This is a genomic window from Hyphomicrobium sp., assembly GCF_035572195.1.
Classification (GTDB): Bacteria; Pseudomonadota; Alphaproteobacteria; order Rhizobiales; family Hyphomicrobiaceae; genus Hyphomicrobium_B.
In genome coordinates this window covers 1-14,242 of sequence record NZ_DATNBA010000045.1, presented here as the reverse complement: position 1 = coordinate 14,242, position 14,242 = coordinate 1, and the positions used below count along the sequence as shown (strand labels likewise).

The 14,242-nt window shown below is 60.8% G+C and carries 12 protein-coding genes and 1 tRNA gene; 6 read left to right on the top strand and 7 right to left on the bottom strand.

Annotated features, from left to right (window positions below):
- The 4 genes from VN623_RS04590 to metF form a co-directional block, all read left to right on the top strand.
- On the top strand, nucleotides 1-1,437 hold a 1,437-nt coding region (locus VN623_RS04590; RefSeq protein WP_325568589.1), incomplete at its 5' end, for a formate--tetrahydrofolate ligase.
- On the top strand, nucleotides 1,406-2,188 hold the full coding sequence (locus VN623_RS04585; protein WP_325568587.1) for a cyclodeaminase/cyclohydrolase family protein: 783 nt from the start codon (nucleotides 1,406-1,408) through the stop codon (nucleotides 2,186-2,188). The genes VN623_RS04590 and VN623_RS04585, both read left to right, overlap by 32 nt.
- The gene (locus VN623_RS04580) at nucleotides 2,169-3,512 is read left to right on the top strand and encodes a folylpolyglutamate synthase/dihydrofolate synthase family protein (RefSeq protein WP_325568585.1); all 1,344 of its coding nucleotides are present in this window, start codon (nucleotides 2,169-2,171) and stop codon (nucleotides 3,510-3,512) included. The genes VN623_RS04585 and VN623_RS04580 overlap by 20 nt, the downstream gene beginning before the upstream one ends.
- A 200-nt stretch (nucleotides 3,513-3,712) precedes the next feature.
- Nucleotides 3,713-4,636 (top strand): methylenetetrahydrofolate reductase [NAD(P)H], encoded by a 924-nt coding sequence (gene metF, locus VN623_RS04575; protein WP_325568591.1) that lies wholly within the window; start codon nucleotides 3,713-3,715, stop codon nucleotides 4,634-4,636.
- A gap of 50 nt (nucleotides 4,637-4,686) precedes the next feature.
- Here metF and guaA read toward each other — a convergent pair whose 3' ends face one another.
- On the bottom strand, nucleotides 4,687-6,234 hold the full coding sequence (gene guaA, locus VN623_RS04570) for a glutamine-hydrolyzing GMP synthase (RefSeq protein WP_325568583.1): 1,548 nt from the start codon (nucleotides 6,232-6,234) through the stop codon (nucleotides 4,687-4,689).
- 225 nt (nucleotides 6,235-6,459) lie between these two features.
- Here guaA and VN623_RS04565 point away from each other — a divergent pair, with 225 nt between their 5' ends.
- The gene (locus tag VN623_RS04565) at nucleotides 6,460-6,867 is read left to right on the top strand and encodes an SET domain-containing protein (protein WP_325568581.1); all 408 of its coding nucleotides are present in this window, start codon (nucleotides 6,460-6,462) and stop codon (nucleotides 6,865-6,867) included.
- A gap of 6 nt (nucleotides 6,868-6,873) precedes the next feature.
- Here VN623_RS04565 and VN623_RS04560 read toward each other — a convergent pair whose 3' ends face one another.
- The 6 genes from VN623_RS04560 to VN623_RS04535 all read right to left on the bottom strand — a co-directional run bounded on the left by VN623_RS04560 (nucleotide 6,874) and on the right by VN623_RS04535 (nucleotide 13,698).
- Nucleotides 6,874-7,461 (bottom strand): SET domain-containing protein, encoded by a 588-nt coding sequence (locus tag VN623_RS04560; RefSeq protein WP_325568579.1) that lies wholly within the window; start codon nucleotides 7,459-7,461, stop codon nucleotides 6,874-6,876.
- Between the two features lie 304 nt (nucleotides 7,462-7,765).
- Entirely contained in the window at nucleotides 7,766-9,058 is a 1,293-nt protein-coding gene (locus tag VN623_RS04555; RefSeq protein ID WP_325568577.1) for an RsmB/NOP family class I SAM-dependent RNA methyltransferase, read from the bottom strand.
- Between the two features lie 12 nt (nucleotides 9,059-9,070).
- Nucleotides 9,071-9,493: an MAPEG family protein gene (locus VN623_RS04550; protein WP_325568575.1), complete on the bottom strand. Its 423-nt coding sequence runs from the start codon at nucleotides 9,491-9,493 to the stop codon at nucleotides 9,071-9,073.
- Nucleotides 9,494-9,535: 42 nt separating this feature from the next.
- Nucleotides 9,536-11,050: an IMP dehydrogenase gene (gene guaB, locus VN623_RS04545; RefSeq protein WP_325568573.1), complete on the bottom strand. Its 1,515-nt coding sequence runs from the start codon at nucleotides 11,048-11,050 to the stop codon at nucleotides 9,536-9,538.
- Nucleotides 11,051-11,659: 609 nt separating this feature from the next.
- Nucleotides 11,660-12,406, bottom strand: a complete 747-nt coding sequence (locus VN623_RS04540) for an RlmE family RNA methyltransferase (protein WP_325568571.1) — start codon at nucleotides 12,404-12,406, stop codon at nucleotides 11,660-11,662.
- Nucleotides 12,403-13,698, bottom strand: a complete 1,296-nt coding sequence (locus tag VN623_RS04535; protein WP_325568569.1) for a Ppx/GppA phosphatase family protein — start codon at nucleotides 13,696-13,698, stop codon at nucleotides 12,403-12,405. The genes VN623_RS04540 and VN623_RS04535 overlap by 4 nt, the downstream gene beginning before the upstream one ends.
- Nucleotides 13,699-14,168: 470 nt before the next feature.
- Between VN623_RS04535 and VN623_RS04530 the strand changes: the two genes are divergently transcribed.
- Nucleotides 14,169-14,242: transfer RNA gene (locus VN623_RS04530), tRNA-Gln, on the top strand.

The following is a 14,242-nucleotide window of genomic DNA, read 5'->3' as shown; positions in this document are numbered from 1 at the left end:
GCGGACGGCCTCAATCGCATCGGCAAGAAGGCCATTTGCTGCCTTCGCGAGCCCTCGCTCGGCCCATGCTTCGGCATGAAGGGCGGAGCCGCGGGAGGTGGATATGCCCAAGTCGTGCCGATGGAAGATATCAACCTGCATTTCACCGGCGACTTTCACGCGATCACATCGGCGCATAATCTGCTGTCGGCACTGATCGACAATCACATCTATTGGGGTAACAAGCTCGGCATCGACAGCCGCCGTGTAACCTGGAAGCGCGTGCTCGACATGAACGATCGCGCCCTCCGCTCGATCGTGAACTCGATGGGTGGCGTGTCGAACGGTTATCCGCGCGAAGACGGCTTCGACATCACCGTCGCGTCGGAAGTGATGGCGATACTGTGCCTGTCCATGGACCTCAAAGATCTCGAGCGGCGGCTGGGCAACATCATCATTGGCTATACGCGTGACAAGGCGTCGGTGCGGGCGCGCGATCTCAAAGCCGAAGGGGCGATGACCGTACTGCTCAGGGACGCGCTGATGCCGAACCTGGTGCAGACGCTTGAAAACAATCCGGCGTTCATCCACGGCGGGCCATTCGCAAACATCGCGCACGGATGCAACTCGGTGCTGGCGACAAAAACCGGGCTCAAACTCGCCGATATCGTCGTTACGGAAGCAGGCTTCGGCGCCGACCTTGGCGCAGAAAAATTCTTCGACATCAAGTGCCGTAAAGCCGGTTTGGCGCCGGCTGCAGCGGTCCTTGTCGCAACGATACGAGCGCTAAAGATGCACGGTGGTGTGGCCAAAGACGATCTCAAGCCCGAAAACGTCGCGGCGGTTGCCAAGGGTTGCGAGAACCTGAAGCGGCACATCGAAAACCTGAACCAGTTCGGCGTGCCCGTGGTCGTAGCAATCAACAAATTCGTCACCGACACTGATGAAGAAGTGCAGCAGGTTGTGAAAGCGGCCGAGAGCATGGGCTCGCAGGCGTTTTTATGCACGCATTGGGCAGAGGGCGGTAAGGGCACCGAAGCGCTCGCTCGGCATCTCGTTCAGATGATCGACGCCGGCAAAGCCGCATTCCATCCGCTTTATCCCGAAGACATGACCCTGCGCGATAAGGTGAAAACAATCGCGACGAAAATTTACCGTGCCGCTGATATCGCGTGCGACGGCGCCATCGAAGCTCGTTTCAAGGAGTTGGAAAAGGGCGGCTTTGGCAAGTTTCCCGTGTGCATGGCAAAAACGCAGTACTCCTTCTCGACCGACCCGAATAACCGCGGAGCACCGACCGGCCACATCGTGCCGATCCGTGAATTACGCCTGTCGGCAGGCGCGGAATTCATTGTCGTGGTCACCGGCGAAATCATGACAATGCCGGGATTGCCGAGTGTACCGTCTGCGAATTCAATACATCTCAATGACCAAGGTCAAATCGAGGGATTGTTTTAGCTCTGACGCTAATCTAATTAATCGATTGATTACCGACGCAATCGATGATTTAATATCTCGAAATAGTTTGCGCGGAGCCGAGAAAAAGGCGAAGCGGAAAAACAAACGAAACGTAGGGAGATTGCCAATGCTTGTAAAACTATCGATTGAGGAATTTTCCAGGGTATTGGGATCGAATGCTCCCGCGCCCGGCGGCGGAAGCGTTGCAGCCCTTTCCGGCGCCCTTGGCGCAGACCTTGTTTCAATGGTTTGCCGATTGAGCATAGGCAGGAAAGAGTACGAACAATTCAATAGCACGCTGACGGAATGCCTCGAAAAATCCGTGGCCTTGTCGAGCGGCCTATTGAAGCGAATAGATTTAGATACAGAAGCATTCAATGGCGTAATGGCCGCGTTCAAACTCCCGAAAGAAACTGACGAAGACAAGAAGGCAAGAACGGCGGCGATTCAGTCCGGCTATAAAGAGGCTGTCCAATCTCCGCTTGGAATAGCCAAAGAATGTCGCGACGTATTGCACCTCACACATAAGCTGATCGGCAAATCGAATTCCAACGCGCTCAGCGACCTCGGTGTTGCGTCTCAACAGGCGTTCGCCGGGCTCGAAGGCGCGATCATGAATGTGGAAATAAATATTCCGTCCATCAAAGACGAAGACTTCAAATCAAAAACGTCATCGCAAATTTCGGCCCTTCTCGAAGAGGGACGTAAACTCAAAGATAACGTGTACAAATATGTATCTGAAAATATTTGAAGAAAATAACGACGTTGATCTATCCAGCACGTTGCTTCTCGAGCGGCTAAAGGGGTTGCACCCGAAGTCGATCGATCTGTCGCTGGATCGTATCAAGCGCCTGCTTGCCTCGCTCGGTCACCCCGAGCGCCGTTTGCCGCCGGTCGTTCATATCGCCGGCACAAACGGGAAAGGTTCACAAATCGCGTTTCTCCGAGCGATTGCGGAATCGCTCGGAAAGCGGGTGCACGTCTATACCTCGCCGCACCTCGTCAAATTCCACGAGCGGATCGTTTTAGCGGGCCCCTCAGGCAGCGCACCGATCGCGGAAGATCGGCTCGCCGATTGCCTCCTCCGTGCAGAAGCGGCCAATGGCGGCAAGCTGATCACCTTGTTCGAGATCACCACGGCCGCGGCGTTTCTCGCTTTCGCGGAAACTCCAGCCGATCTGCTGCTGCTCGAAACGGGGTTAGGGGGACGGCTCGATGCCACCAACGTCGTGGACAAGCCGCTGGCAACCGCCATTACGCCCATCTCCATCGATCACGTCGCTTTTCTCGGCGATACGCTCGCGGCGATCGCCGGCGAGAAGGCGGGCATTCTCAAGGCCGAAGTTCCTTGCGTTGTAGGGCGCCAAGAACCAGAAGCACTAAAGGTCCTCGAAGCCCGCGCCGCTAAGATTGGTGCCCCGTTGCATATCTTCAGGCGCGACTTCGATGCGTTCGAGCGCGGCGGGAAGTTGATTTTTCAAACGGCGGCGCAGCAGATCGAACTTCCGTTGCCGCGTCTTCACGGCCGACACCAGATTGATAACGCTGGCGCAGCCATCGCCACCGCGAACATCATGTTCGGGAGCGAGTCGACCAATGAGGCACTCGAGCGCGGACTGACGCAGGCCGTATGGCCCGCACGGCTCGAACGCCTGCCCCCAGGCGCGCTCTACAATTACGTTCGCGAAGGAAGCGAGATCTGGCTGGACGGGGGACATAACCCCGGCGGCGCTCAGGCAATTGCCCGCGCGCTGGCTGAAATGCGCCAGCAACAGCCGGGCCCGGTCCACCTCATCTGGGGGATGATGGAGACGAAGGACGCGCAGGCCGTCATTGCTCCATTCAAGGGGCTCGTCGACCGTATTTACACCGTCCCGATACCCGGCGAGCCGAACGCATTCTCTGCCTCGTCGTTGATGAAGATTGCTGCGAACGAAGGCTTCAAGGCAGCGATGACGAGCGGCGTGCGGCACGCGCTGTTGCAATCTCGAACGGCATCGAGCCGTCCGAAACGCGTGCTCATTTGCGGCTCGCTCTATCTGGCGGGCCACGTTCTCAAACTGCATGGCGGCTAAGGCGATGGTTGGAAACATACTGAGCTGCAGCTTTGGCGATCGTGCCGTCAAGCCAATCGGCGTTCCGGCCTGGACAGGGCATGCCGGACCCAACTTCCTGACTGGACCTCGGGACCAAACGGTCTTCGAAGATTAGAGCGAGGATGGATCGGGCGATGCACAGTGCTGAGACACAACGCAGGCGGCAGCCCCATCATCTTATTCAAGTATGGCCTGAAGAACGCACGAGCCGCTTCTCCGGCAACGGAAACATCCGGGTTTCATTCGAGTTCTTTCCGCCCAAGACGTCTGCGATGCAAGATACGCTTTGGCGTTCGATAAGGCGGCTCGAGCCACTCGGGCCAACCAATGTTTCGGTCACCTATGGCGCCGGCAGCGAAACGCGTGAGCGCACTCACGCGACTGTGGCACGAATTCTAAAAGAGACCTCGCTTGACGTCGCGGCCCATCTCACCTGCGTCTCGGCATCGCGTAACGAGATCGACGAGGTTGCCCGCAAGTATTGGGAGCTTGGCGTACGACGCATCGTAGCTCTTCGCGGCGATCCAATAGCGGGAGCCGACGAACGCTTCGTTCCCGCGCATGACGGCTACGTCAATGCCGCAGACCTCGTCGCGGGTATCAAGGCGATCGCCCCGTTCGAAATCACCGTCGCGGCTCACCCTGAAAAACACCCCGAGTCGCTGTCCTTCGAAGCCGATCTGGATGCGTTGAAGGCAAAAATAGATGCGGGGGCCACAAGCGCGCTCACCCAGTACTTTTTCGACAACACGGTATTTTTCCGATTTCTAGATCGGGCACGCGCAAGCGGCATCGGCATCCCGATCGTGCCGGGAATTTTGCCCGTTCATAACTTCCGCGAAATTGCGCGCGTCGCCGCCAAGTCTTGCGTGGGCATTCCCGACTGGGTCGTTCGCCGCTTCGAGGGCTTGGAAGACGATCAGCAGACGCGCCGGTTCGCTGCCGCGGCGATCGCCGCCGAGCAGGTCTTGGATCTGGCGGAACATGGCATCACGGAATTTCATTTCTATACGCTGAACCGCGCCGATCTTATCTACGCGATCTGCCATATGCTCGGCTTGCGTGCCGTTGAAGGCAAAGCGAAGATTTCAGAAATGGAATAATGATATTGGATTGAAAATCGCCCGTCCCATTTGCGTGGCGGAAATCCAGCTCATTCCCACTCGATTGTGCCCGGCGGTTTCGACGTTACGTCGTAGACGACGCGGTTGACGCCACGTACCTCGTTGATGATGCGGGTCGCGACCTGACCGAGGAAGGCCATGTCGAAGTGGAAAAAGTCCGCCGTCATGCCGTCGACAGACGTGACAGCGCGGAGACCGAGCACGTTGTCGTAGGTGCGGCCGTCTCCCATCACACCGACGGTTCGCACCGGAAGCAACACGGCAAAAGCCTGCCATATCGCATCGTAGAGACCGGCTTTGCGAATTTCGTCGAGATAGATCGCGTCGGCCTTGCGCAGCACGTCGAGCTTTTCGCGCGTGATTTCACCCGGGATTCGGATGGCAAGGCCAGGGCCGGGAAACGGATGCCGTCCGACGAAGGCTTCGGGAAGACCAAGCTCGCGACCAAGGGCGCGAACCTCGTCCTTGAAAAGTTCGCGCAACGGCTCGACCAGTTTCATGTTCATGCGTTCGGGCAGGCCGCCGACGTTGTGATGCGACTTGATTGTTACCGATGGGCCGCCCGTGAACGACACGCTTTCGATCACGTCGGGATAGAGCGTGCCCTGGGCGAGAAATTCAGCACCGCCGATTTTCTTCGCTTCCCCCTCGAAGACGTCGATGAAATTCTTGCCGATCGCCTTGCGCTTGGCTTCGGGCTCCGAAACGCCCGTCAACGCATCGAGAAAGCGGTTGGAGGCGTCAACGTGGACGAGCGGAATGTTGTAGTGATCGCGGAATAGGCCGACAACCTCGTCCGCTTCGCCGAGCCGCATCAGGCCATGATCGACGAACACGCAGGTCAGCTGATCGCCGATTGCCTCGTGAATGAGCACGGCCGCGACGGCGCTATCGACGCCGCCTGAAAGCCCGCAGATGACCCGGCCCTTGCCGACTTGCTTCCTGATCTTGGCGATCATCTCGCGGCGGTACGCTGCCATCGTCCAATCGGATTTTAGGCCGGCGATTTTGTGCACGAAGTTCGCGATCAGCTTGGCGCCGTCCGGCGTGTGAACGACTTCGGGGTGGAACTGCACGGCGTAGAAATGGCGCGCCTCGTCGGCGACGGCGGCGAACGGCGCGTTGTCGCTCGTCGCGATGACTTCAAAACCTTCGGGCAGGCGCGTGACGCGATCGCCGTGGCTCATCCAGACTTGATAGCGGGCGCCGGGTGACCAGACCTCATCGAATAACGGGCTCGGCGTGGCAACAGCGAGGAAGGCGCGTCCGAACTCCCGATGATGTCCGCTTTCGACCTTGCCGCCGAGTTGCTCTGCCATCGCCTGCTGCCCATAGCAGATGCCGAGCACCGGGACGCCGGACGAGAACACGACGTCCGGCGCTCGTGGGGAGCCGGCCTCGGTCACCGACGCGGGCCCGCCCGAGAGGATGACGGCCCTCGGCTTCAGCTTGGCAAAAGCCTCGGTGGCATTTTGATAAGGGTGAATTTCGCAGTAGACGCCCGATTCGCGCACGCGCCGCGCGATGAGCTGCGTCACCTGGCTTCCGAAATCAATGATGAGAACAGCGTCGGTCAAGTCGGGGCGACTCTCCTATTCGAGCCTTCCCCTACGCGATCACGGCATTCCCTGCAACGCCGCCGGTTGCAGCACGGCCTGCGACAGGGACGCCGGCCGGCTGCCGGGTAACGACGCTCCCAATTTGCCCATGGCGGGGTAGGACACGGCTTGCTACGCAGAAGGCGGCCTCGGGTCAATCAGTGTGCTCGTGGCCGCAAGGTCGGGGAAACAGGGCATCCAATCATGCTGATGGTCAAAACACGGCTTGGACCGAGCGATATTGCCGGCATCGGCCTCTTCGCCGATCAAGACATCCCGAAGGGCACCGTGACCTGGCAATTCATGTCGGGTTATGACCTGCTGCTGACGCAGGGCGAGATCGATCGTCTGCCGGAACCGGCGCGGTCGAATTTGCGCGACCACACTTACCGTGACTCAGGAAGCGGCCTCTATATTCTCTGCGTCGACAATGCGCGGTTCATGAATCACGCAGCTGTGCCAAACACGGCCGGAATCCACGTGAAGGGGGCGATCGAAGGCCATGATGTTGCGACGCGCGACATCAAGAAAGGTGAAGAGCTCACCTGCGATTACCGCGTCTTCGACGCCGACGTTGCCCTTAAATTGGGCGCGGGCGTTGATCGGACATAGCTGAGGCTATTCACCGGGTACGACGACAGGCTGCGAAAGCGCTTTGCGCGATGCCCGGCGCCGCTTGGCCGTGATCGCGCGCAAGGCGTCGGCGGCAAGAATTCTGCGTTGCAGATAGGGTGAGAAATATCCCGCATACCGGCGCCAAAGTTCGGAGCGCCGCCAGTCATCGCCGGAGACGTGGCCGCGACAGTGCGGCGAGCCACAGGAACAGGTGAACTCGTCATAGGGTGACCCGTCGCTCATCGCGTAATCATATGTGATCTCTTCGCCTGAGCTGATGTCGCGCATCGCGACGAGCGTGATCTGACCCGAAAGTCCGGAGTTCGGATCACAACTGTGGTTGACGTAATCCGGCGGCTCGCAGTCCGATAGCGAGACGAGATACTGGTCCTCCTCGACCTGTAGCGAATACCGCCGGACGGTTGCGGGCATTCCGCTCAATTCTTCGCCGGAAACGAGCGTGCCGCTCCATACCACGATGAGTTCGCCTTTGGCGATCGTCTCGCGGGCGACGACGGTGTGGCCGCCGCGGTTCGGTGCTGGATGGACGACGCATTTGGGAGAGAGGAAGGAATGGGGCCTGCCGCTCATTCATTGACCTCGCATTGGGCCTCATGAGCGCGGGCGCGGCGCGAACGCAAAAAGCGAACCATGGCACCTATCCCTCGTCTTGCCGACAAGCGGCGACAAACGCCCGCATCACATAGTTTCGCGGCGTGCGATGTCAACGGCGAAAAATAGGCAATTGCGTGATCGAGCGCCGATCAATTTCCTGACCGGGATCGTGGCTGCGCCCACGGATTACCGGCAAAATGCGAGCGCCAAGCCGGCGCGGTTCGGCCGAGACGACCCGATCGCAACTGCTCTCCGTACGTACAATCCACAGAAACTTCGATCAGACCGTTCGCGATAGGACGGCGATGAAGAAGCCGTCAGTGCCGTGACGCGCCGGCGTCAACAGCAATGAATCGGCATGGCCGTTCGCAGATGGCGGCGGCTCGCCCGGCATTCCGGTGCCCCAGACTTCGGCGGTGGGCAGTAACTGAAAGTCCGCCCGGCCTTTGAGAAAAAGGGCGATCTGCTCGGTGTTTTCCTCCGGCAAGATTGAGCATGTCACGTAGACGAGCCGCCCTCCCGGCTTCACCAACTCGGCGCCGCGCGCCAACACAGCGCGCTGCTCCGTTATCCGCGCAGCCAGTGCCTCCGGCTTCAGTCGCCACTTCGCGTCGGGGCGGCGGCGCCATGTGCCGGAGCCGGTGCAGGGAGCATCCGCCATAACGACATCGAACCGGGCGCCCAGTGCTTCGAGAGCCTTCTCGTCGCCGGCGCGCAGGACTTGCACGTTGCGCACGCCCGCCCGCTTGATGCGCTCAAAGATCGGTTTCAGCTGGTGGCGGTCGGCGTCATAAGCGTAGAGCTGCCCGGTGTTCTGCATCAGCGCCGCCAACGCCAGCGTCTTGCCGCCGGCACCGGCACAGAGGTCGAGTACCTGCTTCCTCGGTCCGGCGCCCGAAAGCAGCGCTGCGATCTGCGATCCCTCGTCCTGGATTTCGAACCAGCCGGCCTGGAATGCCGCCTCGGCCTGCAGGTTCGGCGTCCGCTGAGCCCCGGTTGGAGCCGGAATTCGAATACCGATCGGTGAATACGGGGTGGGCTCCGCCGCAAATCCCGCGAGAGCTTTCAGAACCTTTTCCGGCGTCGACTTCAGCGTGTTGATCCGCAAATCGGCTGGTGCCCGCCGCGCCATCGCCTGACCTTCGGCAACGGCGCCGTCGCCGAACTGGCGGGCGAATGACGGCCAGAGCCACTCCGACATATCGGCGCGGGCGGCATCCGGAGCATCATCGAGCGATCGCGTCAGCCCGGCGCGCTCGACGTCCGAGAGCGGCGACGGCGCATGATCGGCTCCGTCACAGGCCTCAATAACCTCTTCCGGCGAGAGACCGAGGGCGGAGGATGCGGCACCGATCGCAAGCGACCGCGGCGTATCGGAGCCCAGCGCCCAGGCCAGCGAGGCGCGCCGCCGGAGCGCGTCGTAGACGAGCCCACCAATGGCATTACGATCGCCGGAACCCGCAAAGCGATGAGCTTTGCCCCAGTCGGTCAGCGCAATTGAGACGGGCTGATAGCGGTGGAGAATTGTCTCCAGAACCTCGATCGCCGCCGCGATCCGAGCACCTGGCCTCATGTTACGATCATCTCAAGCGCCGGTCACGATCTTGGCGGCGAAGATCACCCACATGAGTAATAACACCAGCACGCCGACGCTGTAGGCCATGAAGCGCCGGTCAACCACGTTACCGGTCGTATGAATGAATGCATGGACGATGCGCGACAGGACAAAGATCCATGCCAGGATCAACAGCAGTACATCTTCCGCCTTGGTGATCAGTATGAAGGCGATCAGCACATAGAACAGCATCGGCAGTTCGAGCTGATTGTGGAAGGCATTGCCGTACTGCGTGCCGCGGGGGGTCCAGTTCGGTTCCCGAAGCGCAATGTCCTCGGTTTTGACTTCACCACGTCTGAGGCTGCCCACGCGTTCGCGCGCCATAATGAAAAGCAGCACGAACGTCAGCCCGATCAGCACAAAAACCGGGAGCAGGAAATCGACAACCGTCATCGAGGCCTCGCGCAAGGGTGAAACGAGCAGGAACGTATCAGATTATACGCCCGACCCCGGATAATTCGGACTCTCTCGCGTGATGAGGACGCCGTGTGCGTGGCTTTCGCGGATCCCGGCCGGCGAAATGCGCACGAACTTGGCGCGCTTTTGAAATTCGGAGATCGTGCGCGCCCCGAGGTATCCCATCCCGGCGCGCAAGCCGCCGACGAGCTGATGCACTACAGCGTCCATGGAGCCTTTGTAGGGCACCTGCCCCTCGATGCCCTCCGGCACGAGTTTCAAAGTATCGCGGACTTCGGCCTGGAAGTAGCGATCCGCCGAGCCGCGTGCCATCGCCCCGACCGAGCCCATGCCGCGGTACGACTTGTAGGTGCGCCCTTGATAGAGATACGTCTCGCCCGGAGCTTCGTCGGTGCCGGCAAGCAGCGACCCGATCATGACGCAGGACGCGCCTGCTGCGATCGCCTTCGAGATGTCGCCGGAAAAGCGGATGCCGCCGTCGGCGATGATCGGCACACCCGAGCGACCGGCCTCTTTCGCGCACTCCATGACGGCAGTGAGTTGAGGCACTCCGACACCTGCCACGATGCGCGTCGTGCAGATGGAACCCGGACCAATGCCAACCTTGACGGCGTCGGCACCCGCTTCGATCAGGGCCTTCGTTGCATCCGCCGTCGCGACGTTGCCGGCGATCACCTGCACAGCGTTCGATAACCGCTTGATGCGGGCAACCGCTTCGATCACCTTCGCCGAGTGACCATGTGCGGTATCGACCACGATCACGTCGCAGCCGGCTTCGATCAGCCGCGCGGTGCGCTCGTGGCCATCTTCTCCGACCGTCGTTGCGGCCGCGACCCTCAGGCGACCCTGAGCATCCTTCGACGCGTAGGGATGCCTCGCCGCTTTTTCGATGTCCTTGACCGTGATGAGGCCGATGCAGTTGCCCTGGTCATCAACTACGATCAGTTTTTCGATGCGGTTCTGGTGCAAGAGACGCTTCGCCTCGTTCTGCGGAACGTTGCGTTTCACCGTCACTAGGCTGTCCTTGGTCATCAGCTCGGAAACCGGCTGATCGTCGCGAGTGGCAAACCTTACGTCGCGGTTTGTCAGAATGCCGACGAGTTTGCCTTTACCGGCGCTGCCGTCCGCCGCTTCAGTTGCGCCATCGACGACGGGCACGCCCGTAATTCCCTTTTCCGCCATCAGCTTCAGAGCGTCTCCCAAGGTTTTGCGCGGGGAGATGGTGACCGGATTGAGAACGATGCCGCTTTCGTATCTTTTGACTTGTGCGACGTGACGCGCCTGCTCATCGATCGAAAGGTTGCGATGCAGAACGCCGATGCCACCTTCCTGCGCCATCGCAATAGCGAGGCGGGCCTCGGTGACCGTGTCCATGGCTGACGACAGCAGCGGGATATTGAGCCGCACCGACTTCGTGAGCTGCGTCGAGACGTCCACTTGGCCCGGCATCACATCGGACGGACCGGGTACGAGCAAAACGTCGTCGAAAGTAAGCGCAACGCTCGAATCGAGCGCCGATAGGCTCGAAGTCATGCGGACTTCTCCAAATTCTGGGGGGCGACACGTTCTAGCCCCCTGGGGCGGAACATTGTCGCGCGGTCTATAGCACCAAGGTACAGCGCTTGGAAGCGGCGTTTGCCGCGTCAAATGGGGTGGTGCGGGGCCAACGTGGCCAAGGCAATCCACCGTGCGGTTGCGGCCCGTCACATGCCTGTCGCGCAATCCTGGGACATTCCGGGCACGGGGTGTGAACCCCCATGAGATTCGCAATTGGATTCGGGATGATCGTCGCTGCGCGGACGTTGGGCGGGTTCTTTCTCGCCGGAGCTGGAGTAATGACAGTCTGTTCGTCGCTGGCTGGAATCGACCCTCTTCCCGCAGTGCAGCGTTGGCATGGCAACAACCTCAGTCCCGTTGCGGCGCTTGCTTGGGCGCAAGCGCGCTGCGACTCGCGACTCACTCTGTCGCCAGGCACGCCGAGGCTGCAGACGGAAGACCTTCTCCAAACAGCAGGCGAGTTCGACGCGCTCGAGCAGCAGCGGGGACGTCTAGCAACCTGCAGAAAAGCTACTGCGCTGGCGGCCATGGTCTCGGCGGAGCCCAACCCTTCGGAAGTCTCACATCAAGGTGGCGTCGCATCCCTTAGGTGATGCCGTTCGACGCGCTGCCGCCCCGAAATCCCGTTGCTAAAACGTAAAGCTCCGAACTTTCCGATCGGCTTGCCGGCGGCTTCACATGGCGCACAGTCGTGAAATCGCGCTTCAGCGCGGCGAGCAAATCGCGCTCGGTACCGCCCTGGAAGACCTTACAGAGAAAAACACCGCCCGGCTCAAGCACATCGGCGGCAAACGCGGCTGCGGTTTCCGCCAATCCCATGATCCTGATGTGATCCGTTTTCGCGTGCCCGATGGTTGGCGCCGCCATGTCGGAGAGCACCACGTCGGCGCGTCCGCCGCGAAGACGGGACTTGAGCAGGTCTTCGGCCGCCGGATCGGTAAAATCCATCTCGATGATGTCGACGCCTGCGATCGGCTCGAAGCTCAAATAGTCGATGGCGACCACCTGGCCCTTGCCGTCGGTCGCCTTGGCGCGCTCGGCCGCAATTTGCGACCAACCGCCCGGCGCGGCGCCAAGGTCGATGATCCGCTGACCCGGCTTCAGGAAATTGTACTGGGCATCGATTTCCCGGAGTTTGAACGCCGCGCGGGACCGAAGTCCCTCCCGTTTTGCCGCGGTGACGTAGGGATCGTTCAGCTGACGATCGAGCCAGCGCGCGGATGAAACGGAGCGCTTGCGCGCTGTCTTGACGGCAACGCGAAGCTGACGCTGTCCGCCGCTCAAGCTGCTGCGCCCGCCGCCTTTGCCGCCGCTTTCCTTTTTATCCGTCACGCCGAGAACCTATCGCTTGAGCGCCGCGATCGTCCGCGCCGGCGGCGACCTGCGCGCCAGACGCCATCTTCCATCATCAAGCGCATTAGAATGCCTTCTCTCAACCCGCGATCCGCTACACGCAACCGCTCGGCGGGCCAGAGCTTCAAAATGGCATCGAGAATGGCGCAACCGGCAAGCACGAGGTCGGCGCGTTCCCGGCCAATGCACGGCTGCATCACGCGCTCCTCGTAGCTTTGCGCCAGAAGGCGCGCCGTCACGTCGTCGATGTCCGGCACGTTCAGCCAGATACCGTCAACGCGCTTCCTATCATAGCGATCAAGGCCGAGAAGAACACCGGCAATCGTCGTGACGGTACCCGATGTTCCAAGGAGATGAACGGATCGTTCCGCAAGACGCTCGCGAAAGTGGTGCGCCGCCTCGAACGGCGCGAGCAGCTGGGTGACGGCATCCGACATCGCCGCGAAGCTTTCCGGCGTTACATTGCGGCCGCCGAAATTCTCGGCGAGCGTCACAACCCCGACCGGCAGCGATTCCCAGGCGACGATTGCGTCGTTGACGTCCGAGCGGCCGGACAGCAGGTCGCGGCGCGCGCCGAGCCGTGTCATGTCGAGCCAAATAATCTCCGAAGATCCGCCGCCGATGTCGAAGACGAGGACCATATCGGCGTCCGGATCGATCAGCGTAGCACAGCCGGCAACCGCAAGCCGGGCTTCGATTTCGGGTGTCAGGACTTCGATGTCGAGGCCGAAATTCTCTCTGACGCTGTTGACGAACGCCGGCCCGTTGGCGGCAATGCGGCAGGCCTGGGTCGCGACCATGCGCGATCTCGCAACGTGATGGCGATGCAGCTTGTCGGCGCAAACTCCGAGCGCCTCCATCGTGCGAGCCATCGCCTGGTCGGAGAGCCGTCCCGTCTGACTGACGCCTTCGCCGAGCCGGATGATGCGCGAGAATGCATCAACGACGCGGAAGCCGCGACGGGAGGGGCGTGCAACGAGCAGCCGGCAGTTGTTGGTGCCGAGATCGAGGGCCCCGTAGACCGGGTCATTGCCGCGAGCCGACTCCCCGGCTGGTGGTGCAGCGGCGTGCCGTTGCCCAGCGCGAAGTGGCTGCCCACGCGCGACTGGAAAGGTCTCGCCCTGCGGGCCGATCTCGGGCCTTTGATCGCGATTGTTGTTATTCAGAAATCCAGCCTCGGCCGGCGCCGGTGCTTCAAGGTCGGAGTTGTCGGGTTGGACCGGCCGCTCGACGTCACCCGGAGCGTCAGGACCTGAATTTTCAGGCTTCAAATCATTTCTCCAGAACCTGGTATGACGCGGCTTGCCGCAAAAGCAGCCGTGCTCTTCAGGCAGTTAATCTGGACCTCAGTTGGGGCGAGTGTATCAGGTCACTGATCAACGTAAAGCTCCGCCGCATCGCGCCTCATTTTGCATCTCCCGCAGGCGGCACGGCCGGGCGTTCATCGGCCAAATGCTGGAGCCGCCGCGCATATTGCCCCGGTCGAGGAAATGTCTCTGCCATCGGTCCGGCCGCTAAAGCATGCGTCGGAGTTTCGTTGACCGCATCGAAGCCGACGACATGCGCCTTTAAAGGAGACGAGCGAAATAGCTTTCGACGACGCCAAGACAAGCTGTCGGAACGTTGGCCAGGCATGCCGCCAGGCAATTAAAGTGGCGCAATAGCAAGCCTTGCGAAGACCAAATGCTGCTGCTATGACCCGCGCTTCGGCGAACCTTCTAGGCTCGCCCGATCCCGGCAATGGGGGATCGTCTAATGGTAGGACTGCAGACTCTGACTCTGCCTGTCTAGGTTCGAATCCTAGTCCCCCAGCCA

Bases quoted from the DNA above. Each gene is read 5' to 3' on its own strand.
- VN623_RS04585 (WP_325568587.1), top strand. From the start codon at position 1,406: ATGACCAAGGTCAAATCGAGGGATTGTTTTAGCTCTGACGCTAATCTA.
- VN623_RS04580 (WP_325568585.1), top strand. From the start codon at position 2,169: ATGTATCTGAAAATATTTGAAGAAAATAACGACGTTGATCTATCCAGC.
- VN623_RS04565 (WP_325568581.1), top strand. From the start codon at position 6,460: ATGCTGATGGTCAAAACACGGCTTGGACCGAGCGATATTGCCGGCATC.
- VN623_RS04560 (WP_325568579.1), bottom strand. From the start codon at position 7,461: ATGAGCGGCAGGCCCCATTCCTTCCTCTCTCCCAAATGCGTCGTCCAT.
- VN623_RS04555 (WP_325568577.1), bottom strand. From the start codon at position 9,058: ATGAGGCCAGGTGCTCGGATCGCGGCGGCGATCGAGGTTCTGGAGACA.
- VN623_RS04550 (WP_325568575.1), bottom strand. From the start codon at position 9,493: ATGACGGTTGTCGATTTCCTGCTCCCGGTTTTTGTGCTGATCGGGCTG.
- guaB (WP_325568573.1), bottom strand. From the start codon at position 11,050: ATGACTTCGAGCCTATCGGCGCTCGATTCGAGCGTTGCGCTTACTTTC.